Raw genomic sequence first — 21,454 nt, 5'->3', positions numbered from 1 at the left:
AACTGTAATTTACTTTTTAGGCTATTTTGAGTATAATAGTTATGTATGTAATTAATTCCGGGGGAGGTGGCAGTGTTGGCTTATGTAGCTTTGTATCGCCAGTGGCGACCGCAGGATTTTGACGCTCTTGTGGGACAAAAGGCTGTGAAAACAACCTTGAAAAATGCTTTGGCAAGCGGTAAAATAGCCCACGCCTATTTGTTTTCCGGTCCTCGTGGCACCGGCAAAACCAGTATGGCGCGTATTCTGGCCAAGGCTCTGAACTGCGAGCAGGGGCCTACTGCCGAGCCCTGTGGTCAATGCAGCAATTGTCAGCGCATTGTACAGGGAACATCTCTGGATGTAATTGAAATTGACGCTGCGTCCAACACCAGCGTAGATAATATCCGTGACCTGCGCGAGCAGGTAGCCTTTACACCTGCCGAAAGCCGTTATAAGGTCTATATTATCGACGAGGTGCATATGCTTTCTACGGGCGCTTTTAATGCCTTGCTGAAGACATTGGAGGAGCCGCCGGCACACGCTGTATTTATTCTGGCGACGACAGACCCGCAGAAGGTGCCTGCGACAATTCAGTCGCGCTGTCAGCGCTTTGAATTCCGCAGGGTGACGGTAGACGAGATTGCGGAGCATCTGGCTATGGTAGCGGCAGGCAGTGGTATTGAGGCCGATGCGGACGCGCTGCGTTTAATAGCTATTCAGGCTGAGGGCGGTATGCGTGATGCGCTGAGCCTGCTGGACCAGTGCGGGGTCATGGCTAAGCGTGTTACTGTGGCGACTGTGCGCGAGGTGCTGGGCATCGTAGGGCGCGAAGCGCTGCACGAGCTGACGGGTGCCATAGGCCGCAGACAGCTGCCGCAGGCGCTGGCTACGTTGAATCTGCTGCTGGAGCAGGGCAAGGACGTCAAGCAGGTGCTTACGGAGCTTATTGAGTATCTGCGGGCGTTGGTACTTTATCTGGCGGTGCCTGATTATGAGGAAATTTATTTGACGGATACCAAAGAAGCCTTGGCGGAGCTGGCACCGTTGTTCGGACGTGACCGTCTGCTGGCGGCAGAAGAAAGACTGCACAGTGCTATTCAGGAGCTGCGCGGTTCTATGCGTCCGCGCATTACTGCGGAGCTGTGCCTGCTTGATTTGTGCCGCGTAGAGGGCAGTACCTTGGCTGCTTTGTCGGCAAGAATAGAACAGCTGGAGCGTCAGCTGGCAGGTGGGGTGATGCCTGTTTATCAGCAGGCTCCGGTTAACGCTCAGCCTGCACCTGCTGTGGCAGTGCAGCAACCAACCGTACAGGAATATGCTGCACCGGCAGCTTCGCAGCCGATGGCACAGCAAGCTCCTGCGGCAGAACGGCTGCAGGCAGCGAAAGCTGCACCGGCTAAGAAGTCTGTAGCAGCGCAGCAGCCTGCTGCTGATACGCTGGCTGCAGCGGTGAACGCTGCGCCTAAGCCTAAAAGTGCTAAAGTGCAGCAGACTGAGGAATATGCCGGTGATTTTGCCGCCGGTGAGGACTTCTGGAAGCAGGCTCTGGAGATTATGAAGGCTGAAAAGAAGAACTCAATGGTATCCTGCGCTAAAAACGGCAGAGTCTTCAGCTTTGCCAACAACATTCTGCAGGTTGCCTTCAAGGCGCCCTTCCTTGCAGACAGAATGAACAAGGATGATTATCGCGGTGCCTTTGAGGATGTTCTGCTGCGTCTGGCAAGGCGCGAAATCAGGCTGGAGTCTGTTATTGAGGGCAAGGCCAAGCTGCCGCAGTCCACTGCAAAAAAACAGGCAGTACAGCAGCCGGAGGAGAGCGAAGCGCAAAATCTGGAGGCAGCGCAGCTGCCGGAAAACCTGCGCAAGGCCTTTAATGCTTTGGGTGGCAGCGTAACAGATATATCTGACCAATGAAACTAAATTGAGACTAGCAGGTCTTGGCTTATGTTTCTGAGAATATATAATATCAATATATGTAATATCAAGGAGGAATTTAATTATGTTTCCAGGTGGCATGGGTAATATGCAGGCAATGATGAAAAAGGTACAAAAAATGCAGTCCGATATGGCGAAAATGCAGGAGGATCTGAAAAGCCGTACTGTAGAAACTTCTGTTGGCGGCGGTGCTGTAACTGTTGTTGTCAGCGGCAAAAAAGAACTGAAATCCATCAAAATCAATCCGACCGCTGTAGATCCCGAGGATGTAGAAATGCTTGAGGATATGATTCTGACAGCTGTTAATGACGCTATGAAGCAGATTGACGAGCTGACCGAAAAAGAAATGGCTAAGGTTACCGGCGGCATGAAGCTGCCTGGCATGTTCTAAGCTGATGGCAAGAATGATCAGGCCGCTGGCTAATTTATATGAGCAGCTCAGGCGCTTGCCGGGCATTGGCTCGAAAACAGCTATGCGACTGGCCTATCATGTGATTGACATGCCTGCGGAGGATGTGAAGCAGCTGGCGGCGGCCTTAAGCGGCGCCAAGGAGCAGATTCATTACTGCAGCCGCTGCTTTAATCTTACTGACAGCGATGTATGTGAGATTTGCCGCGATAGCTCACGTGACAGCTTTACTATCTGTGTAGTAGAGCAGCCACAGGATATTGCAGCGATGGAGCGCAGTCATGGCTATCATGGACTGTATCATGTGCTGCATGGTGTGCTTTCGCCGCTGGATGGTATTGGCCCGGAAAAGCTGCGCATCAGGGAACTGCTCTTGCGTTTGCAGCAGGAATCAGTCAGTGAAATTATTATTGCAACCAACTCAGATGTAGAGGGCGAGGCGACTGCTACCTATCTGGCGCAGCTGCTGAAGCCTGTAGGAATAACCGTCAGCCGTATTGCTCATGGACTGCCGATGGGCGGCGATCTGGAGTATGCTGACGAAATAACCTTGTCTAAGGCGCTGGAAAACAGGCGCAAGATGTAGAAAGGACTGGCGTTATTTATTTATGGAACTTAATGCTATTTTGTCACCGCTTGGTGCCTTTGGGCCGATGATTGCAGGCGTGCTGCTGCTTTTGGTAGTAGTAAAGCTGCTGTCGATGCCCTTCAAGCTGGTGTGGAATGGTCTCTGCGGCGCTTTGCTGCTGTGGTTTATCAATGTAGTAGGCTCTTTAGCTGGCTTTACTATGAAGATTACCATTATCAAGGCTTTGATTGCCGGCTTCTTTGGTGTTCCCGGTGCTCTTGCTATAGTGCTGTATGAGCTTTTAGTTAAATAAGATAATTTGTTTTGCCTCTGCGCACCTGTGCAGGGGTATTTTTATGTGCTTACATAGTAGACTTAGTACATTTTACAAGGAGTCTCGTAAATAATATTGTATACAAGGCAATAATACTGTATACAATCGGACTTTTCTCTGATAAGTTGTTATAATTAGCTTAACAGTTTTTTTACTTAATTATCTGGGGGTTGTAAAAATGAATTTATCTACAAAAATTTTAATCGGCCTTGCGCTTGGTATTATTGCAGGCCTGGAGCTGGGTGCTGAAGGCGCCGGCTTCGCCAAGACCTGGATTGGTCCTCTGGGAACAATTTTTATGAACATGATCAAAATGGTTATCGTACCGCTGGTATTCTCCAGCCTGGTAATTGGTGTCACCAGCTTGGGCGATATCAAAAAGGTAGGCCGTATCGGTGTTAAAACCGTAGCGTACTATCTGGTAACCACCGCTTTTGCTATCGTTATCGGTCTGGCAATCGGTACCATCATGCAGCCGGGTGTTGGCCTGCATATGGCTGCTGATACCGCTAAGGTTGCTGCTAAGGCTGCACCGCCTATTTCCAAGGTTATCATTGACATTTTCCCGACTAACCCGCTGGAAGCTATGGTTAAAGCCAACATGCTGCAAATCATCGTTTTCTCTCTCTTCGTTGGTGCTGGTATCACCGTTGTCGGTGAAAAGGCTAACGCTCTGAAGCACACCATTGATGGTCTGGCTGAGGTTTCCTACAAAATCGTTGGCATGATCATGGCTGTTGCTCCGATTGGTGTTTTCGGCTTGATTACTCCGGTAGTTGCATCTAACGGTCCTTCCGTACTGTTGCCGCTGCTGAAGGTTGTTATTGCTGTATATCTGGCTTGCCTTCTGCACGCCGTTCTCGTTTATGGCTCTATGATTAAATTCTTGGCTGGCATGGGCTTTATCCAATTTATTAAGGGTATCGCTCCGGCATCCCTGATGGCTTTCAGCTCCTGCTCCTCCGGTGGTACTCTGCCGCTGACCATGAGCTGTGCTCAAAAAATGGGCGCTTCCAAAGAGGTTTCCAGCTTCGTTCTGCCGTTGGGCGCAACCATCAACATGGATGGTACTGCTGCTTATCAGGGTGTATGCGCACTGTTCATTGCTCAACTGTACGGCATTGACCTCACCGCTTCCCAATACATGACCATTATAGTTACCGGTACTTTGGCTTCTATCGGTACTGCAGGTGTTCCAGGTGCAGGCTTCATCATGTTGACCATGATTCTGACCAGCCTTGGTCTGCCGCTGGAAGGCTCTGCTCTTATCGCAGGTATCGACCGTATCCTGGATATGCCGCGTACCTCTGTTAACATCACCGGCGATGCTGCTGTAACTCTGCTGGTTGACAAGAGCGAAAAAAAGCATGCAGAAGCTGAAGCTCCTCTGTACTAATTAAAATCTGTCTTTCCCTTGGCGTCAGCTGCATTAGCGGCTGGCGCTTTCCTTTTATGCAGAAACATAATATTTAAAGTGCAGTTTTCAAGGATTGTTACCTGGATTTTACAGCTTAGTTACATTTGTTGGCAGGAAAAAACTTTTGCTGCGCAGAAATTTATAAATACTATTTAATTTTACAGGCAAAGGTGTTAAAATAAGGTGTTATTATGAATGAGATGGAAAAATTACAGTATGTATTGTTTGAGCGACTGCACCGTCGTGCTCCTGGCATTGATAAGCTGGACCGCTTGTGGGATGCTGCTGTGCTGCTGCCCTTAGTGCGTACTCCCGAAGGCATCGGTGTGCTTTTTGAAGAGCGGGCGCATACGCTGCGCAGTCAGCCGGGTGAAATATGCTTCCCTGGCGGTAAGTACGAATGTGCGGATAACAGCTTCCGCAATACCGCAGTGCGCGAAACCTGCGAGGAGCTTGGCCTGCAGCCGGAGAATATCACCATCTGCGGTGAGCTGGACTGTCTGGTAACGCATAACGGACCAATCATCCACCCCTTTGTTGGTCTGATTGATGATATCAGCAAGATTACGTACAGCAAGAGTGAGGTGGAGCGCATCTTTACTGTGCCGCTAAAGGTGCTTTTGGAGCAAAAGCCGCGGCGTGGCTCTGTACAGCTGGCAGACCATCCGGGTGATGATTTTCCGTTTGACCTGGTGCCGCAGCGCAAGCGTGGCTGGCGCATGAACAAGTCCTATTATGTGTATTTTTACCTGTATGAGGATAAGGTTATCTGGGGCCTGACCGCACGCATGCTGTATGCTTTCCTGTACCGCAGCCGCAAAGAGCTGACGGAATATCTGGCAGAAGAAATTGATTGAGAGGTTATATAAGGATGAAAAGCATTCTCCAGACAAAAATTTTAATGATTGTAACGGCTATCTGTGTAGTAGGCTATATTGCCTTCGGTTATTTTTTTCCGGAAACGGGATTGGATAATCTTGCGCCGACTGACAGGCTGAACCTGAAAAAGAATATCGTTGTTATGGGTGTTGACGAACGCTCTGATGATGTTGGCCGCAGTGATACGCTTTTTGTCGTAATGTTCGACAGCAGTAATAAGAGCGCTTCCCTGCTTTCTGTGCCGCGTGATACACGTGTACGCATTGACGGTCACGGCTGGGATAAGATTAACCATGCCTACGCTTACGGCGGACGTGAGCTGACACAGAAAACTGTAGAAGAGCTGCTGGGTATCAAAATCAACAATTACGTAATGGTTGATTTTAAAGGCTTTACCGGTCTTGTAGATGCTATTGGCGGTATTGATATCGATGTGGAAAAGGACATGTACTACCATGATACCTGGGACGGCTTTACCGTTGACCTGAAAAAAGGTCGCCAGCATCTGGATGGCAAAACAGCCATTCAATATGTGCGCTTCCGTGATGAAGAAGGCGATATCGGTCGTATCCGTCGTCAACAGCATTTCCTGATGGCAGTTTATGATAAAATTACATCTGCCGATATGCTGCTGCATATCCCCGGTCTGGCCAAGCAGCTGACCTCTATGGTGAAGACTGATATGCCTTTGGGTGATATGATGGATCTGGGCAGAGCGCTGCATTCTATGGTTAAGGAAAAGGGCCTGTCTATGGCGATGGTTCCCGGTACTCCGAAGTATATCGATGGCGTCAGCTATTGGCTGCCGGATATTACTGACCTGCGTGAGCTGATGGTCAAGATGCAGGGTGCAACCATGACGGAGCACTACAAATCTGCAGCTGAGCTGATGGAGAAGGAATACAACAATGCTGTGGAAAAGGTAGAAAAGGGCGATGACAGCGAGGAAAACAAGGAAGCTGTCAAGGAAGAAAAGGAACTGAAGGCTAAGAAAGAAGAAAAAGCGAAGGAAGAAAAGAAGAAGCAGGCTGATAAAGCCAAGGATGCAGGTAAAAATACTGCTTCCCAAGAAACTTCTTCTGACAGCCGCGGAGTTGTACGTCTTGTTAACTGCAGCGGCAGCAAGACAGCAGGCGCAGATGCTGCTGCGCGCTTGCGCAATGCAGGCTTTGAGGTTATCAGCGGCGGCAGTGGTGATGTGATTGCCAATACAGTTGTTATTTCTACGACTAATAATGGTGCTGTTGTCAATCGTCTTTCCAATGTACCCTTTGCGCACCAGATGCGCATCAGCCGCGATGGTGCTGCTGACTGCGATGGTGTTGTTATGCTGGGCGCAGACTTCAAATAAGCTTGATAATAAATAAAAGAGCTGTCCACGAATCAGAAGGTGCTTCTGAAGCTCGTGGACAGTTTCGTTATTTAACGTAAAAAAATTTACAAAAAACTCTTGCATTTTGTATACAAAGATGGTATACTAAGAACATCAAAACAGCCCCTCATTTGGCCCTTCTTCGTAAGGGCTTTTTTTTTTGCCATTTTTAGAAATTTAGTATATAATTTTTGAAATATTGTCAGCTAGCTATAGTCAATGTAGCAATAGTTTTCAGAATATGGTACAATATAATATAATATGGGAGAAGAACGGATATAACTTATATAGAGAATATTCATAACTAACAGGAGGCTTATATGCACGATGAAATACATGTTGTCGTAGATAGTCTTTCGGCAGCAGACGAAACAGCTTTGAAGGATGATTCACGTTGCCACATTCTGCGTTTGATTATCCGTCACGGAGATTTGGAATGGCAGGACGGGGAACGTTCGCTGGCAGAATTGTTCGGTATGGTAGAAGCAACCGGCAAGCTGCCGATTACTTCACAGCCGCCTATCGGCGTTGTAATTGAGCTTTTTACCAAGCTTGCTCAGGAAGGTAAAAAGGTTATTATGCTGACAGTAGACAGCGTGCTCAGCGGTACCTATCAGACCGCCTGCGTTGCTGCACGTCAGGTAATGGATGATATAAAGGGCGCGGATATCCGTGTAATCGACAGCAAGACTGCTGCCTGCCCTATCAGCGGTATTGCGATGGAAGTACTGAAGCATACAGCTGCAGGCATGGATATTGACGAGGCCGAAAAAATGGCGCGTGAGATGGTTGCGCGTACAGAAACATTTTTCAGTGTAAATACATTAGACTATTTGCAAAAGGGTGGACGCATTGGCGCAGTTGGCGCTTTGATAGGAAGTATTTTTGGTATTCGCCCTATTGTGCACTTAGATAAAGAGGGCAGACTGGAAGTTGCGGACAAATGCCGTACCCGTAAAAAGGTTATGAAGCGCATGGTTGAGATGGCTGCGGAAAAAGCACCCATTGAAGCAATTTTCGTCGCTCATGCAGAGGCTTTGGCAGATGCAGAGGAATTGAAACAGCAGATGCAGGAATTATTCCCGAATGTACCGACTATGCTTACAGGTATCGGCACCGTTTTGGCTGCTCATCTTGGACCCGGTGCTATCGGTGTATTCGTCCGTCGCAAAGCCTGAAAGGAAAGGTGTGGGGTTTAGATGAATAATATCAAGGTAATTACCGGCAAGCAGCTGAAGGATATGCTGCTGGGTGCTTACCATAGCTTTGAAAAAAATTTTGAAGCTATCAATGATTTAAATGTTTTTCCGGTGCCGGATGGCGATACCGGTACGAATATGATGCATACTATGGCGTCCGTGGCGAAGGCTATCAGCGCAATGAGCGATGAAGCCGAGGCCGGCGAAATCGGTGCCGCAGCTGCCCGCAGCGCTATTATGGGCGCACGCGGCAATTCCGGCGTAATTTTGTCGCAGCTGCTGCGTGGTATCGGCAAGGGTGTTGCCGGTAAAAAGACGCTGAACAATACAGAAATCGGCAAGGCCTTCCAGTTTGGTATTTTATATGCTTACCGCAGTGTCTCCAAACCGGTAGAAGGTACTATTCTGACAGTAGCCCGCGGCATGGCCAAGGGTGCTTATAACGCTGTTCGTGGTAATGTGAGCCTGGAGGAAGTGCTGCTGGAGGCTATCCGCAGCGGCAAGGAAGAGCTTGCCAGAACTCCGGAGCTGTTGCCTGCACTGAAGGCAGCCGGTGTTGTTGATGCCGGCGGTCAGGGCCTGATTGTCTTTTTCGAGGGCTGTCTGGCAGGCCTGCGCGGTCAGGATTGCGAAGTGCTTCCTGTTACACCGCGTGCCAAGGTACAGATTCAGAAGGGCGAGCCGCTTGATCTGGAATATCCTTATTGCACCGAATTTATCGTCAAGGATGCTAATGTTGATAAGCAGACTGTCAGCAAGGCCTTAGAGGGCATGGGCAATTCCATGATTGTGGCAGTGGTAGAGGATATCGTTAAGGTACATATTCATACCAAGCATCCTGGTGATGCGCTCAACATGGCGCAGACCTGGGGAACTCTGCATGATATCAAGGTAGAAAATATGCGCGACCAGCACGAAAACCGTCTCTTTAGCGCTGATGATATTCAGCCGGTTAAGCATGGCGTTGGTGTGCTTACTGTTGCTGCCGGTGACGGTATTGCCAAGATTATGCATGAAATGGGCGCTGCAGAGATTATCAGCGGCGGCCAGAGCATGAATCCTCCGGTAGAAGAGTTTGTTAATGCTATTGAAAATGGTACCTGCGAGCAGTATATTATTTTGCCGAACAATAAGAATATTGTTTTGGCAGCTGAGCAGGTGCGTAAGCTGCTGGGTAATTCCAAGGTAGCTTATGTTCCTACTACCAATATGGCGCAGGGTTTGTCCGCACTGCTGCATTTTGATGCAACCCGCAGCATGGAAGAAAACACTGTTATTATGACCAAGGAAGCCAAGGAAACAGCCAGTGGCAGTATTACCGTAGCTGTACGCGACAGCGTAGTTAACGGCATTGCTATCCATGAGGGCGATTATCTTGGTATTTTAAACGATAAAATTGTTTGCAACGGCAGCAGCATGGAGGAAGTGTTGCAGAAGATGCTGACAGATGGGGATTATGAACTGATCAGCTTATATTATGGTGCCGATGTAACTGAAGAGCAGGCTGAAAAGCTGGCAGCTGAAGTGGAAGAGCTGAATGATGAGTGGGAGGTTGAAACCTTTTACGGCGGACAGCCGCTGTATCCGATTCTTTTGGCAATGGAGTGATGAAATATGCTTACAAGTCAGGAATTAACCAACCTGTTGCGCGAGCGTGGCTATAAGGTCACCCCTCAAAGACTTGCTGTTTATGAAGCCTTGGCTGATGAAACGTGGCATCCGAATGCAGAGATGCTGTTCAATAAGCTGCAGCCGAAGTTTCCTGCTATGAGCTTTGCTACGGTGTATAAAACCGTAGAAATTCTGCATGATATCAACGTTATCCAGATTCTGAATACAGGCGAGGACAGCTTCCGCTATGATGCCGATGTCAGTGAGCATTATCATCTGCGCTGCTTGAAATGCGGGGCAGTAGATGATGCGCTGATGGACGAGGGCGTCAAGCTGCAGCTGACAAATGAGGTAGAAAAGCAGAGCGGTTACACTATCAGCAGCCGTCAGTTCTATTTCTTTGGCCTGTGTCCGAAGTGCTCAAGATTGCATTAAATTATAAAGAAGTGTACCGATTATTTAGCTGATTGGTACACTTTTCTTTATATATTGGGCAGTTATGTCAGAATTTTGTAGACTTATTTTTACGAAAATGCCACAATAGAAGTTTATGAATTTGCTATAATAAAGATGTTATATTGATAGGAGTGAAGGCTTGGTGCTAAACGACTTTCAGATAGTCATGCTGGCCAGCGGCAGCAAGGGGAATGCTGCCTTGATAAGCACAGCAAACCAGCGCTTTTTGGTTGATATAGGTATCAGCTGCAGAGCGTTGACTACAAGAATGAAGGAAATAGGCGTCAGCGTAGACGAGCTGGATGGCGTGTTTATTACACATGAGCATGTCGACCATGTGCGCGGGCTGGCAACCTTTTTAAAAAATTATCAGGTGCCTGTATATAGCAGTGCACTTACCTGGCGGGCATTGCTGGCGAAGGACAGCAAGCTGGTGCGTCAGAACTGTCGTCTTATTGACAATAACCGCCTGCTTTGCGGTGATGTGGAGGTGCAGAGCTTCAGCATACCACATGATGCTGCAGACCCGCACGGTTACACCTTTACGAGCCGCAGCAATGGTTCTAAGTGCACCTATCTTACGGATGCAGGCTTTGTGACTGATACTATACGTGAGGCTGTTGCAGGCAGCAGTGCATTGGTCCTGGAGGCTAATCATGATGTGGAAATGCTGAAAAACGGTCCTTATCCGCGTCAGCTGAAGCAGCGTATCTTGAGTACGCTGGGACATTTATCCAATGATACTGCCGGACATTTTCTGACAGAGCTTGAGCGTTTGCCAGAGCATATTGTGCTGGCGCACCTGAGTGAACACAATAACCTGCCACAGCTGGCGCAGGATACGGTGCAGAATATTTTACATGATAATAACCGCCTGCAGGAAACAGAGCTTTTTGTAGCTGCCCAAAACAGGGTAGTGGCAGATAGTCCGCTGCCGGCAGTCTTAGATTTTAAATAAGGAGTGGATACAGATGAATAAGAGTATCTGGAAAAAATCAGCTAATATTTTTGTCTGTGGCCTTTTAGGTGCGGCAATTCTGGTTGCCGGCTGTGGCGACAATAAAACTTCTGCCGCAGTGCATGAAAAGCCTGCTGTCAAGACTGAGCAGCAGCTGAGCGCGGCACGCAATACACCGATTGTAGCAGCAGCCAAGAAGGTTGGTCCTGCTGTCGTAGGTATTACCAACAAGGCGTATGTGCGCGACTTCTTTAACCGTACGCAGCTGATGGAGCGCGGTACAGGCAGCGGTGTTATTTATGATAAGGCCGGTTATATTGCGACTAATAACCATGTAGTTGAGGGCGCTTCGGAAATTATCGTCAGCCTGCCTGACGGACGTACTGTTAAGGGTAGAGTTCTTGGCGCTGATGCTGTAACCGATTTGGCTGTAGTAAAGATTGATGCAGATAATCTTACCGTTGCTACCTTTGGTGACAGCGATACCCTGCAGGTTGGCGAACCGGCAATTGCTATCGGCAATCCGCTGGGCCTGGAATTCCGCGGCAGTGTAACTGCAGGCGTTATCAGTGCTTTGAACCGCAGCATTGAAGTAGGCGAGCGCAAGTTTAACCTGATTCAGACTGATGCGGCAATCAACCCCGGCAACAGTGGTGGTGCCTTGGTCAATGCTGATGGTGAGGTAGTAGGCATCAACAGTGCTAAGGTTGCTGTAAGCGGTGTTGAAGGCATTGGCTTTGCTATTCCTATCAACACAGCTAAACCGATTCTGCAGGAGCTGGCAGAGCGCGGTCGCGTGGCAAGACCTTATCTGGGTGCTTCGCTGATGGATCAGGAAATTGCTAACCGTTATGGCTTTGAGATAGATCTGCATGGCGGCATCTTCCTTGTGAAGGTTGTTCCCGGCAGCCCGGCAGCTAAGGCTGACATCCGCCCCGGCGATATTCTCCTGAGCTTTAATGGCAGCAAAGTGAAGACTGCTGTTGACCTGCGCACTGCTCTGTCTAAATGCAAGGTAGGCGAAAGAGCCGAGGTAGTGATTATGCGTAACGGTCAGAGAGAAAGCAGAACTGTGGTATTGGAAGAGGTTCCGAAGGATTACGGCAATTGAAGATAACGATAGCCTGTGTAGGCAAAATTAAGGAAAAATATCTTACTGCGGGGATAGAGGAATTCAGCAAAAGGCTGACACCCTTCTGCAAGCTGGAGACACTGGCGATTAATGAGGAGCGTATGCCAGATAATCCTTCCCCGGCAGAAAAGCAGCAGGTGCTGGAGCGTGAAACGCAGCGCCTGCTGGCAATTATTCCGGCAAATTCCTATGTGATTTTGTTGGATGTCATTGGTAAGCAGCTGAGCAGCCCGGATTTGGCGGCAAAGCTGGATGAGCTGGCGCTTGCCGGCAACAGCCATATCACTTTCGTGATTGGTGGTGCCTTTGGCTATACTGATGCGTTGCGTAAGCGTGCTGATTTGGCGCTGAGCTTTTCTAAAATGACTTTTACGCATCAGATGATTCGCCTGCTGTTGATTGAGCAGATTTATCGTGCTTTTAAAATCAGCAGAGGCGAAAAGTACCATTGGTAAAATAAGTAGAATAATCCAAGCAAAAAGAGTCGTGCGCAGGCACGGCTCTTTTTTGCGTTGCAACAAGAATGAGACGTAAAAATTTGCGTTTCGTTTGCGTATTGGTTTTGAAACGTAAGCGAAGATGAAAGTGAAACGAAAATATAATCCGGACTGCAATTTTGGCACACAAAAACGCGTAAAAGCGATGCTTCTACGCGTTCTAATGTGCTTCATTTTTTATCAGATTTACAGCTTTATACGATTGTGCCGCCGCCGACAACTACGTCACCGTCATACATAACAACGGACTGACCTTTAGTGATGGCGCGCTGAGGCTCGTCGAAAACGAGCTGCAGAGTATCTGCGTCAGGCTGGGTAACAGTTGCCCACTGCTCCTGCTGGTGGTAGCGGATGCGTGCTTTCACGCGGCGCGGTTCGGTGATAGCGTCGCAGTCAATGAGGTTGATATTCTTGGCTGTAACATTTTTGGTGAACAATCCCTCGTTTGTCGTAAGGATAACAGCGTTGTTCTTGGTGTCAATCTCTTTAACGTACATAGGCTGCGGCAGCGCCAGGCCTAGGCCTTTGCGCTGGCCTACGGTGTAATGGATAATGCCTTTATGTCTGCCAAGCACGTTGCCTGCTTCATCTACGAAGTTGCCGGGCTTGAATTTTCGTCCCAAGCGTGCTTCGATGAAATCAGCGTAGGTGCCGGTCTGGATAAAGCAGATATCCTGGCTGTCATGCTTTTGAGCGTTGACGAAGCCATGCTTTTCGGCAATTTCACGCACCTGTGTCTTATGCAGACCTCCGAGAGGGAACATAGCGTGTGCCAGCTGCTCCTGTGTGAGTGAATAAAGCACATAGCTCTGGTCCTTCAGAGGGTCAACAGCCTTGCGCAGCAGGTAGCGTCCCTTTGCTTCGTCATAGCTGATTTGTGCATAGTGGCCGGTGACAACGTAATCACAGCCAAGCTCCTGTGCACGTACAAAGAGCTGGTCGAATTTCAGATAGCGGTTGCAGTCAATGCAGGGGTTAGGCGTTCTGCCGTTAACGTAAGCGTCAACGAAACGGTCGATAACATCGCGCTCAAAGCGGTCGGCAAAGTTGAAAACGTAGTAAGGCATACCAAGGCTGGCAGCTACGCTGCGGGCATCTGCTACGTCATCGATAGAGCAGCAGCTGTTAGCTTTGGAAACGCCGATATCCTCGTTGGCAAAGAGCTTCATGGTTACGCCGGTGCATTCGTAGCCCTGCTCCAGCATCATCAATGCGGAAACGCTGGAATCAACGCCGCCGCTCATGGCGATTAGTGCTTTTTTGTTCATAATTTTTCTCCTTCTGGTTTATCTAAAGTGCGGCGTACATCGCCTCTGTCGGTTACTATGTTATAGCCTGCTATTTTTACGCGTGCCTCCAGACAGCCACGGCATTGGGCTGCCTCCTCGCCGGTACAGATTTTGTTGGCGTACAGCTCGTATTTTTTGCGTACTCCTATCGGAGAAAGGTTAGGCATTACGACGTTGCCGCCGGCCTGCAGCCCCAGCTCGCGTCCATTGGGATGGATGGTGCCGAGCGCTGTTGTCGAAGGCAGCAGCGCGTAAGGGAAGAGCAGTCGCAGGATAGAAAGCAGGCGTAGCGTCTGCTCCAGCGTACCGCTTGTCATATCCTTAAACGGGGTGTGCTCGTGTGTAATATAGGGGCCTATGCCAATCATATCAGGCTGCAGCTTTTGCAGAAAGCGCAGGTCGCTGACAAGGTTTTGCGGCGTTTGGTAGGGGGAGCCGACCATGAAGCCTGAGCCAACCTGATAACCGATTTCCTTGAGGTCAAACAGGCAGCGCTTGCGGTTTTCCAGGCTCATGCTGGCAGGATGGAGCTTGGCGTAATGCTCTACGTCTGCAGTTTCGTGGCGCAGCAGATAACGGTTGGCGCCTGCATCGAAGTATGCCTGATAGCTGGCACGGCTTTTTTCGCCGATGGAAAGTGTAATGGCGCAGTCCGGATGCTGCTTGCGAATGGCGCTGACGATGGCGCAGATTTTGTCGTCTGTATAATACGCATCCTCGCCGCCCTGCAGCACGAAGGTGCGGAAGCCGAGCCTATAGCCTTCGGCGCAACAGGCCAGGATTTCCTCCTGCGTCAGACGGTAGCGTTCCGCACAGCTGTTGCCTGCGCGGATACCGCAGTAGTAGCAGTTGTTTTTGCAGTAATTGGTGAATTCAATCAGTCCGCGGATATAGACTTTGTCGCCGTAATATTGACGGCGGAGTTTATCCGCTTCGCAGGCGAGCAGCTTGTTGATGTCCGGTTCAGTGCTTGTTATCAGCGTCAACAGCTCTGTGTCGCTCAGGTCATGCTCGTAGGTGAGCTTGTTTATTAAATTGGCAGCTGTTGACAGCATATTTTTACCTCCGTAAGCGGTTTACCGCTTCTGCAACTTTAGTGATGATTATCCGAACTTCGTCCATGGTATTGTATTCGCACAGCGAAAAGCGCAGGGCGCTTTGTGCTGTTTCGTGGCTCAGGCCGAGGGCGAGCAGTACATGGCTGGGCTCAAGCGAGCCTGCGGAGCAGGCGGAGCCGGACGAGCAGCAGATACCTTCATTGGAAAGCAGTGAAAGCAAAGCTTCGCCGTTTACGCCCTGAAAGCTGTAGTTGATTGTACCGGGCAGGCAGTGCTCGCGGTTGCCGTTAAAGCTTGCGCCGTCAATTTTATCTAAACCGTTGCGCAGAGCATCGCGCAGGCCTGTGATATAAGCAGTGTTTTGCTGCATATTTTCCTGTGCGTCCTTAAGCGCTGCGGCGAGACCGATGATGCCGGGAAGATTTTCTGTACCGGCGCGCTTGCCGCGCTCCTGACCGCCGCCACGGATAAGACTTGTAAGCTGAAAGCTGCTTTTGGCAAATAACAAACCAATGCCTTTAGGTCCATGGAATTTGTGCGCGGAAAGCGAAAGCATATCGATATTATCGTGCTGTACGTCGATAGCAAGATGGCCTGCGGCCTGCACAGCGTCGGTATGGAAAAGCACGCCGCGCTTGCGGCAGAGAGCACCGATTTCGCGGATAGGCTGGATGGCACCGGTTTCATTGTTGGCGTACATGACGGAAACTAGGCAGGTGGTATTTGTAATAGCTTCTGCTACCTGTGCGGCGGTGACGATGCCGTCAGCCTGCGGGCGCAGCAGCGTCACTGTAAAGCCTTGCGCTTCCAACGCTTCAAGCGTATGCAAAATAGCGTGATGCTCCATATCAGTGGAAACGATGTGGCATTTGCCCTGCTTTTTGCCAATAGCCGCAGCGCTGATAAGCGCCTGGTTATCTGCTTCGCTGCCGCCGGAGGTAAAGAAAAGCTCCTTCGGCGCACAGTTCAGTACCTGCGCTACCTGCTGGCGCGCGCGGAAAAGCGCAGCGGCGCTTTGCTGGCCTAAAAGGTGCACACTGGATGCATTGGCATATATTTCCTGAAGATAGGGCAGCATTGCCTTGACGGCAACGTCACTCATTTTAGTTGTAGCTGCATTATCTACATAGATAAATTGCTTCATAATAGTAAAACATTCTCCTTCAATAGCGGAAATCCTGCTTTTACTTTTCTATTATACGCTTACTGGCGCGATATTTACAGAGTCAGCGTCTTTTTGAGGCGTATTTTGAGTAAAATTTAATTCCTACTGTCTTAATATGTTTCATATGGTACAGTACGACTGCTTTTTTGTCAAGCGAAGAAAATTTTAATTCTTTTTGTTGACAGGCAGAAAAAAATCAGTATAATAATACCTATAAATCAACTATGATTACTAGAGATTACAAAACAGAGAAAATGAGGGATTATACTAATGAAAAGCTTGCATTTTGATACACGATGTTGACTCTGGTTACCTGTTAATATAAGAAAGAAAAACTATACAACGATAATATACTGATTAGATGAAGACAAAGGAGCGATTTATTATGGCAATTTATACTAGCATTACTGATTTGATTGGCGGCACTCCGCTGCTGGAGCTGAAAAACTACGAAGCTGAAAACAAGCTGGAAGCAAAGATTCTGGGTAAACTGGAATACTTCAATCCCGCTGGCAGCGTCAAAGATAGAATTGCGAAGGCTATGATTGATGATGCAGAGGCTAAAGGTGCTTTGAAGCCGGGGGCTACTATTATTGAGCCCACCAGCGGCAACACCGGTATCGGTCTGGCATCCGTAGCTGCTGCCCGCGGTTACAAAATCATTTTGACTATGCCTGAAACCATGAGTGTTGAACGTCGTAACCTGCTGAAGGCTTATGGCGCACAGCTGGTACTGACTGACGGTGCTAAGGGTATGAAGGGTGCGATTGCCAAAGCTCAGGAGCTGGCAGAAAGCACTCCGAACAGCTTTATCCCCAGTCAGTTTACCAATCCTGCTAACCCTGCAACCCACAGAGCCTCTACCGGTCCGGAAATCTGGCAGGATACCGAAGGCAAGGTTGATATCTTTGTTGCCGGTGTAGGTACCGGTGGTACTGTTTCCGGTGTAGGCGAATACCTGAAATCCCAAAATCCAAATGTGAAGGTTGTTGCTGTAGAGCCTGCAGGTTCCCCGGTACTTTCCAAAGGTGTTGCCGGTCCGCATAAAATTCAGGGCATTGGTGCAGGCTTCGTTCCTGACACTTTGGATACTAAGGTTTATGATGAAATCATTGCTGTTGAAAATGAGGATGCCTTCAAAACCGGTCGTACTATTGCCCATAAGGAAGGCGTGCTGGTAGGCATTTCCTCCGGTGCTGCTGTTTATGCGGCAACGCTGCTGGCAAAACGTCCGGAAAACAAGGGCAAGGTTATCGTAGCGTTGCTGCCTGATACCGGCGAGCGTTATCTCTCCACTCCGTTATTTGCTGAATAAGCAGATAAAATACATATCACATCCCATTTCCTAACCAAAAGAAAGCAGTCTGCGCGGACTGCTTTCTTTAATTTAGAGCGCAAAAAACCGCCGGCGTTATGCAACCGGCGGGTAAGCATTAAATCGAATAATTATCAATGCTGCGCGCTTTGTAATTGTCAAGGATATCCTGCAGAGTGATGTTATCCAGGTAATCCGCAATAACCTTGCTCAGTCCCTGCCACAGCGGCAGCGTGATGCATTCATCGCGGCGTTCGCAGCCTACAGGGTTAAAGTCCAGACAGGCTACTGGCGTAAGGTTGCCTTCTGTCAGGCGCAGGATGCTGCCGACAGTATACTCACGCGGTGCGTTGACTAGACGGTATCCACCCTGAAAGCCACGGTTGGCCTGTAGGAAATTTGATTTATTCAGAATAGGAACAATTTGCTCCAGATATTTTTTGGAAATGTTTTGTCTTGCGGCAATGTCCTTGAGGGCAACAAAGCCATCCTGCTGATGCTCTGCCAGATCCAGCATCATACGCAGGGCATAGCGTCCTTTAGTTGATATTTTCATTGTTTCTCCACCTTTGAGTTGAACTGGGTAATTATCTGTAAACCTACTTAAATTATATGCTATTATTGCCAATAAGTCAAATAGCGAAGGCTGTACACGTGGAATAATAGGCAGGAGGCGGAAACGTTTATTGTTGAGCAGATTTTTATAAAGGAAATGCATAGCTTTTATCCACCAATCCACAAAAGTTATGCACACTGTGGATAACTTTTGTGAAAAGCTGGGGATAAGTGGGAAATTATCGGGATAAATTTGGCAGGAAAAGTGAATAACTTGATTTTAAAAAAATCAATGATACATAGTACTTGCAAGTTATCATAAATAGTGCTATAATCACTAGCTAATACGTGAGAGGAGGAAATACTCTTGGAACATAAAAATATTTATCAACTTGTTCTCGCTGGCGTACTGTGCGCTATAGGTCTTGTTATTCCTATGGTTATGCCGAAGGTGATTATCGGGCCGATGTCCTTTACCTTGGGTGCGCATGTAGCAATTTTTTTGGCAATGTTTATTTCGCCTAAGGTGGCAGCAGCTGTCTGCTTAGGTACAACGATGGGCTTTTTTGTAACTACACCTCTGATTATTGCTGCGCGTGCGGCAACCCATCTTATTTTTGCTCTGGTTGGTGCTTATATCATTAAGCGTTATCCTGATATTATGGAAAGCTTTGTAGCTGGTATCAGTCTGAATCTGGGACTTGCTGTATTGCATGCTGTGGGCGAGGTGCTGGTGGTAGCGCCCTTTTTCTTCAGCGGCTATATGTTTACGCTGGAGCAGCTGTCCAATGGCTTTGTAATGAGCGTTATTGTGCTGGTCGGTGCAGGTACAGTTTTGCATTCTGTTATGGATTGCAGTATTTCCGTGCTGCTGTGGAAATTTGTCAGAGCAGCAGTGCCTTCGATTAAGCTGATTCGCGGGTAATACTCAATATTAAAATTAAAACTAAAAGCGTGCAGGCTTGCAGCTGACGAATGTCAGCATGTGCAAGCCTGCACGCTTATTTTTATGCTTTAGCTATTATTTTCTTGCTTTAGCAACCTCAGCGAAAGCAACTTCTGCTGCGTCGATAGTCTTTTGTAAATCTTCGGGACTATGAGCAACGGAAACAAAGTTTGTTTCGAACTGAGAAGGAGGCAGATAGATGCCCTGTTCCAGCATGGAGTGGAAGTAAATCTTGAAGGCTTCCAAATCGCTGGCTGCAGCGCTGTCAAAATCAGTTACCGGTTTATCGCTGAAGAAGACGGTAAACATGCTGCCGAGACGATTAATCTGTACAGGTACACCGGCCTTAGCTGCGGCCTTTTCCAAACCGCCGGTCAGAATAGCGCAAAGGCTTTCTGCACGGTTGCAGACATCGTTCTGCTCCATGTAGGTGAGTGCAGCAATACCTGCAGCCATAGCCAGCGGGTTACCGCTTAAGGTACCTGCCTGATACATCGGGCCTGCAGGAGAAACCATTTGCATGATTTCGCGTTTGCCGCCGTAAGCAGCAACAGGCAGACCGCCGCCGATTACCTTGCCGAGGCAGGTGATATCTGGGTCGATGTCATAAAGGGACTGGCTGCCGCCCTGAGCGCTGCGGAAGCCGCTCATAACCTCATCGCAGATGAGGAGAGCGCCATACTTTTTAGTGATGGCACGTACGCCTTCCAGGAAGCCTTCATGCGGAAGTACCAGGCCCATGTTGCCCGGAGTCGGTTCCATAATAACGCAGGCGATTTCTTCGCCGCGCTCAGCAAAAACCTTTTCCAGAGCGGGCAGGTCATTGAACGGTACGGTAATAGTGGTTGCCGCTACTGCTTTAGGTACGCCCGGGCTGTCGGGTACGCCGAAGGTAGCGCCGCCGCTGCCTGCTTTTACAAGCAGGCTGTCATGATGACCATGGTAGCAGCCGATGAATTTGATGATGCAGTCACGGCCTGTGTAGGCACGTGCTAAGCGCAGAGCGCTCATGGTTGCTTCAGTACCGCTGTTGACCATGCGGACCATATCCATAGACGGAACGAGGCGGCAGACTAATTTTGCCAGCTCGGTTTCGGCAACTGTCGGAGCGCCGTAGGAGGTGCCCTTTTCAGCAGCAGCCTTGATAGCGTCGGTTACGCAGTCGGGTACATGGCCCATGAGCAGCGGACCATAGGACATAACGTAGTCGATGTATTCGTTGCCGTCGATGTCATAGATTTTGCTGCCCTTGCCGCCGGAGATGAACGGCGGTACACCGCCGACACTGCGGAAGGAGCGCACGGGGCTGTTAACGCCGCCGGGGATATATTGGCGTGCTTCTTCAAAAGCAGCCTGAGATTTTGTATGTTCCATTGTTATATCTCCTTATTTGCCTTGCAGCCATTTTGCTACGTCAAGCGCATGGTAGGTAATAATCATTTTGGCACCGGCACGCTTGAAGCCCAGCATGGTTTCCATAACGATACGTTTTTCGTCAATCCAGCCTTTTTCAGCTGCAGCCTTAACCATAGCATATTCACCGCTGACATTATAAACACACAGCGGACGGTTAAAGGTTTCGTGTACACGTTGTACAATGTCGAGGAAGGCCAGCGCCGGTTTAACCATAACGATATCTGCGCCTTCTTCAATATCCAGAGCAACTTCGCGCAGAGCCTCGTCACTGTTGGCGGGGTCCATCTGGTAGCCTTTGCGGTCACCTGCGGACGGAGCAGAGTCTGCTGCAGCACGGAAGGGGCCATAGTATGCGGAAGCAAATTTTGCGGAATAAGCCATGATAGGAATATGGTTGAAGCCTGCTGCATCCAGTGCTTCGCGGATAGCCTTAACATAACCGTCCATCATATTGGAGGGAGCAATCATGTCAGCACCGGCCTGAGCGTGGGAAACAGCAACCTTAGCCAGCAGCGGCAGAGTTTCATCGTTGTTGACGGTGCAGCCGTTTTGCAGCACGCCGCAATGACCATGTTCGGTGTATTCGCACAGGCAGACGTCGGTAATGATAACCAGCTCAGGATATTTTGCTTTAATCAGCTTGCAGGCCTGTTGTACAGGCTCGTTCATATCCCAGCCGCTGCTGCCGACAGCGTCCTTGTAGGACGGTACGCCGAAGAGCAGGACAGCGGGAATACCCAGCTCTACAACCTCGTCAACGCATTCCATAACGCGGTCGATGGACCAGTGATAGTTGCCGGGCAGAGATTCGATTTCATGTTTAACGTTTTTACCGGGAACGACGAAAAGCGGATAGATTAAGTCCTTTACGGAAACCTCGGTTTCGCGGATCATTGCACGCAGATTTTCAGTAGCGCGTGTGCGGCGCGGACGGTATACAGGAAAACCGGTAATACTCATC

General features: G+C 49.0%; 21 protein-coding genes. 15 read left to right on the top strand and 6 right to left on the bottom strand.

Annotated elements, in window-relative coordinates; all coding sequences use genetic code 11:
• Window positions 1–75 precede the first annotated feature (75 nt).
• From dnaX to rlmH, 13 genes are all read left to right on the top strand, one after another.
• Window positions 76–1,896: a DNA polymerase III subunit gamma/tau gene (gene dnaX / locus Q0G26_RS04700; protein WP_293828964.1), complete on the top strand. Its 1,821-nt coding sequence runs from the start codon at window positions 76–78 to the stop codon at window positions 1,894–1,896.
• An 85-nt stretch (window positions 1,897–1,981) separates the two neighbouring features.
• Window positions 1,982–2,308 (top strand): YbaB/EbfC family nucleoid-associated protein, encoded by a 327-nt coding sequence (locus Q0G26_RS04695; RefSeq protein ID WP_293693793.1) that lies wholly within the window; start codon window positions 1,982–1,984, stop codon window positions 2,306–2,308.
• Between the two features lie 4 nt (window positions 2,309–2,312).
• Window positions 2,313–2,912, top strand: a complete 600-nt coding sequence (gene recR / locus Q0G26_RS04690) for a recombination mediator RecR (protein ID WP_021720182.1) — start codon at window positions 2,313–2,315, stop codon at window positions 2,910–2,912.
• 22 nt (window positions 2,913–2,934) lie between these two features.
• Window positions 2,935–3,207, top strand: coding sequence for a pro-sigmaK processing inhibitor BofA family protein (locus tag Q0G26_RS04685; RefSeq protein WP_293828963.1), 273 nt, complete (start codon window positions 2,935–2,937; stop codon window positions 3,205–3,207).
• Between the two features lie 199 nt (window positions 3,208–3,406).
• A complete protein-coding gene (locus tag Q0G26_RS04680) occupies window positions 3,407–4,624 on the top strand; it encodes a dicarboxylate/amino acid:cation symporter (RefSeq protein WP_021720184.1) in 1,218 nt (405 codons plus the stop codon).
• Between the two features lie 212 nt (window positions 4,625–4,836).
• Window positions 4,837–5,502 (top strand): CoA pyrophosphatase, encoded by a 666-nt coding sequence (locus tag Q0G26_RS04675; protein ID WP_293828962.1) that lies wholly within the window; start codon window positions 4,837–4,839, stop codon window positions 5,500–5,502.
• A 14-nt stretch (window positions 5,503–5,516) separates the two neighbouring features.
• Entirely contained in the window at window positions 5,517–6,875 is a 1,359-nt protein-coding gene (locus Q0G26_RS04670; RefSeq protein WP_293828961.1) for an LCP family protein, read from the top strand.
• A gap of 341 nt (window positions 6,876–7,216) precedes the next feature.
• The gene (locus Q0G26_RS04665; protein WP_293828960.1) at window positions 7,217–8,074 is read left to right on the top strand and encodes a DegV family protein; all 858 of its coding nucleotides are present in this window, start codon (window positions 7,217–7,219) and stop codon (window positions 8,072–8,074) included.
• Window positions 8,075–8,095: 21 nt separating this feature from the next.
• Complete coding sequence (locus tag Q0G26_RS04660) at window positions 8,096–9,703, top strand: DAK2 domain-containing protein (RefSeq protein WP_293828959.1); 1,608 nt, start codon at window positions 8,096–8,098, stop codon at window positions 9,701–9,703.
• Between the two features lie 6 nt (window positions 9,704–9,709).
• Window positions 9,710–10,141 carry a Fur family transcriptional regulator gene (locus Q0G26_RS04655; protein ID WP_293828958.1) on the top strand — a complete coding sequence of 144 codons (432 nt, stop codon included), beginning with the start codon at window positions 9,710–9,712 and terminating at the stop codon, window positions 10,139–10,141.
• 163 nt (window positions 10,142–10,304) lie between these two features.
• Entirely contained in the window at window positions 10,305–11,120 is an 816-nt protein-coding gene (locus Q0G26_RS04650; protein WP_293828957.1) for an MBL fold metallo-hydrolase, read from the top strand.
• Window positions 11,121–11,133: 13 nt separating this feature from the next.
• A complete protein-coding gene (locus Q0G26_RS04645; RefSeq protein WP_293828956.1) occupies window positions 11,134–12,231 on the top strand; it encodes a trypsin-like peptidase domain-containing protein in 1,098 nt (365 codons plus the stop codon).
• Window positions 12,228–12,707: a 23S rRNA (pseudouridine(1915)-N(3))-methyltransferase RlmH gene (rlmH, locus tag Q0G26_RS04640; protein WP_210685123.1), complete on the top strand. Its 480-nt coding sequence runs from the start codon at window positions 12,228–12,230 to the stop codon at window positions 12,705–12,707. The genes Q0G26_RS04645 and rlmH overlap by 4 nt, the downstream gene beginning before the upstream one ends.
• A 236-nt stretch (window positions 12,708–12,943) precedes the next feature.
• Here the strand turns inward: rlmH and mnmA are convergent, their stop codons facing one another.
• The 3 genes from mnmA to Q0G26_RS04625 are packed head-to-tail and all read right to left on the bottom strand — an operon-like array spanning window position 12,944 to window position 16,240.
• Window positions 12,944–14,017, bottom strand: a complete 1,074-nt coding sequence (gene mnmA / locus Q0G26_RS04635) for a tRNA 2-thiouridine(34) synthase MnmA (RefSeq protein WP_293828955.1) — start codon at window positions 14,015–14,017, stop codon at window positions 12,944–12,946.
• Complete coding sequence (hydE, locus tag Q0G26_RS04630; protein WP_293828954.1) at window positions 14,014–15,093, bottom strand: [FeFe] hydrogenase H-cluster radical SAM maturase HydE; 1,080 nt, start codon at window positions 15,091–15,093, stop codon at window positions 14,014–14,016. The genes mnmA and hydE overlap by 4 nt, the downstream gene beginning before the upstream one ends.
• 4 nt (window positions 15,094–15,097) lie before the next feature.
• On the bottom strand, window positions 15,098–16,240 hold the full coding sequence (locus Q0G26_RS04625; protein ID WP_293828953.1) for a cysteine desulfurase family protein: 1,143 nt from the start codon (window positions 16,238–16,240) through the stop codon (window positions 15,098–15,100).
• Window positions 16,241–16,646: 406 nt separating this feature from the next.
• Here Q0G26_RS04625 and cysK point away from each other — a divergent pair, with 406 nt between their 5' ends.
• Window positions 16,647–17,576: a cysteine synthase A gene (gene cysK, locus Q0G26_RS04620; protein ID WP_366517733.1), complete on the top strand. Its 930-nt coding sequence runs from the start codon at window positions 16,647–16,649 to the stop codon at window positions 17,574–17,576.
• Between the two features lie 118 nt (window positions 17,577–17,694).
• On the opposite strand, the gene Q0G26_RS04615 is transcribed toward cysK, so the two are convergent.
• The gene (locus Q0G26_RS04615) at window positions 17,695–18,132 is read right to left on the bottom strand and encodes an Rrf2 family transcriptional regulator (protein WP_293828952.1); all 438 of its coding nucleotides are present in this window, start codon (window positions 18,130–18,132) and stop codon (window positions 17,695–17,697) included.
• 366 nt (window positions 18,133–18,498) lie between these two features.
• Here Q0G26_RS04615 and Q0G26_RS04610 point away from each other — a divergent pair, with 366 nt between their 5' ends.
• Window positions 18,499–19,056: a hypothetical protein gene (locus tag Q0G26_RS04610; protein WP_293828951.1), complete on the top strand. Its 558-nt coding sequence runs from the start codon at window positions 18,499–18,501 to the stop codon at window positions 19,054–19,056.
• Window positions 19,057–19,152: 96 nt separating this feature from the next.
• Here Q0G26_RS04610 and hemL read toward each other — a convergent pair whose 3' ends face one another.
• Together hemL and hemB are read right to left on the bottom strand one after the other, a co-directional pair.
• The gene (hemL, locus tag Q0G26_RS04605; protein WP_293828950.1) at window positions 19,153–20,451 is read right to left on the bottom strand and encodes a glutamate-1-semialdehyde 2,1-aminomutase; all 1,299 of its coding nucleotides are present in this window, start codon (window positions 20,449–20,451) and stop codon (window positions 19,153–19,155) included.
• Between the two features lie 12 nt (window positions 20,452–20,463).
• Window positions 20,464–21,453, bottom strand: coding sequence for a porphobilinogen synthase (hemB, locus tag Q0G26_RS04600; RefSeq protein WP_293828949.1), 990 nt, complete (start codon window positions 21,451–21,453; stop codon window positions 20,464–20,466).
• Window position 21,454 lies beyond the last annotated feature (1 nt).

Origin of the sequence: uncultured Phascolarctobacterium sp., from assembly GCF_934190775.1 — a bacterium.
GTDB lineage: Bacteria > Bacillota > Negativicutes > Acidaminococcales > Acidaminococcaceae > Phascolarctobacterium_A.
The sequence above is the reverse complement of the archived record's forward strand: the minus strand, read 5'-3'. Positions and strand labels throughout refer to the sequence as shown.

Coding starts and splice junctions, on each gene's coding strand:
- Q0G26_RS04695 (WP_293693793.1), top strand. CDS start 1,982: ATGTTTCCAGGTGGCATGGGTAATATGCAGGCAATGATGAAAAAGGTA.
- recR (WP_021720182.1), top strand. CDS start 2,313: ATGGCAAGAATGATCAGGCCGCTGGCTAATTTATATGAGCAGCTCAGG.
- Q0G26_RS04685 (WP_293828963.1), top strand. CDS start 2,935: ATGGAACTTAATGCTATTTTGTCACCGCTTGGTGCCTTTGGGCCGATG.
- Q0G26_RS04680 (WP_021720184.1), top strand. CDS start 3,407: ATGAATTTATCTACAAAAATTTTAATCGGCCTTGCGCTTGGTATTATT.
- Q0G26_RS04675 (WP_293828962.1), top strand. CDS start 4,837: ATGAATGAGATGGAAAAATTACAGTATGTATTGTTTGAGCGACTGCAC.
- Q0G26_RS04670 (WP_293828961.1), top strand. CDS start 5,517: ATGAAAAGCATTCTCCAGACAAAAATTTTAATGATTGTAACGGCTATC.
- Q0G26_RS04665 (WP_293828960.1), top strand. CDS start 7,217: ATGCACGATGAAATACATGTTGTCGTAGATAGTCTTTCGGCAGCAGAC.
- Q0G26_RS04660 (WP_293828959.1), top strand. CDS start 8,096: ATGAATAATATCAAGGTAATTACCGGCAAGCAGCTGAAGGATATGCTG.
- Q0G26_RS04655 (WP_293828958.1), top strand. CDS start 9,710: ATGCTTACAAGTCAGGAATTAACCAACCTGTTGCGCGAGCGTGGCTAT.
- Q0G26_RS04645 (WP_293828956.1), top strand. CDS start 11,134: ATGAATAAGAGTATCTGGAAAAAATCAGCTAATATTTTTGTCTGTGGC.
- mnmA (WP_293828955.1), bottom strand. CDS start 14,017: ATGAACAAAAAAGCACTAATCGCCATGAGCGGCGGCGTTGATTCCAGC.
- hydE (WP_293828954.1), bottom strand. CDS start 15,093: ATGCTGTCAACAGCTGCCAATTTAATAAACAAGCTCACCTACGAGCAT.
- Q0G26_RS04625 (WP_293828953.1), bottom strand. CDS start 16,240: ATGAAGCAATTTATCTATGTAGATAATGCAGCTACAACTAAAATGAGT.
- cysK (WP_366517733.1), top strand. CDS start 16,647: ATGGCAATTTATACTAGCATTACTGATTTGATTGGCGGCACTCCGCTG.
- Q0G26_RS04615 (WP_293828952.1), bottom strand. CDS start 18,132: ATGAAAATATCAACTAAAGGACGCTATGCCCTGCGTATGATGCTGGAT.
- hemL (WP_293828950.1), bottom strand. CDS start 20,451: ATGGAACATACAAAATCTCAGGCTGCTTTTGAAGAAGCACGCCAATAT.
- hemB (WP_293828949.1), bottom strand. CDS start 21,453: ATGAGTATTACCGGTTTTCCTGTATACCGTCCGCGCCGCACACGCGCT.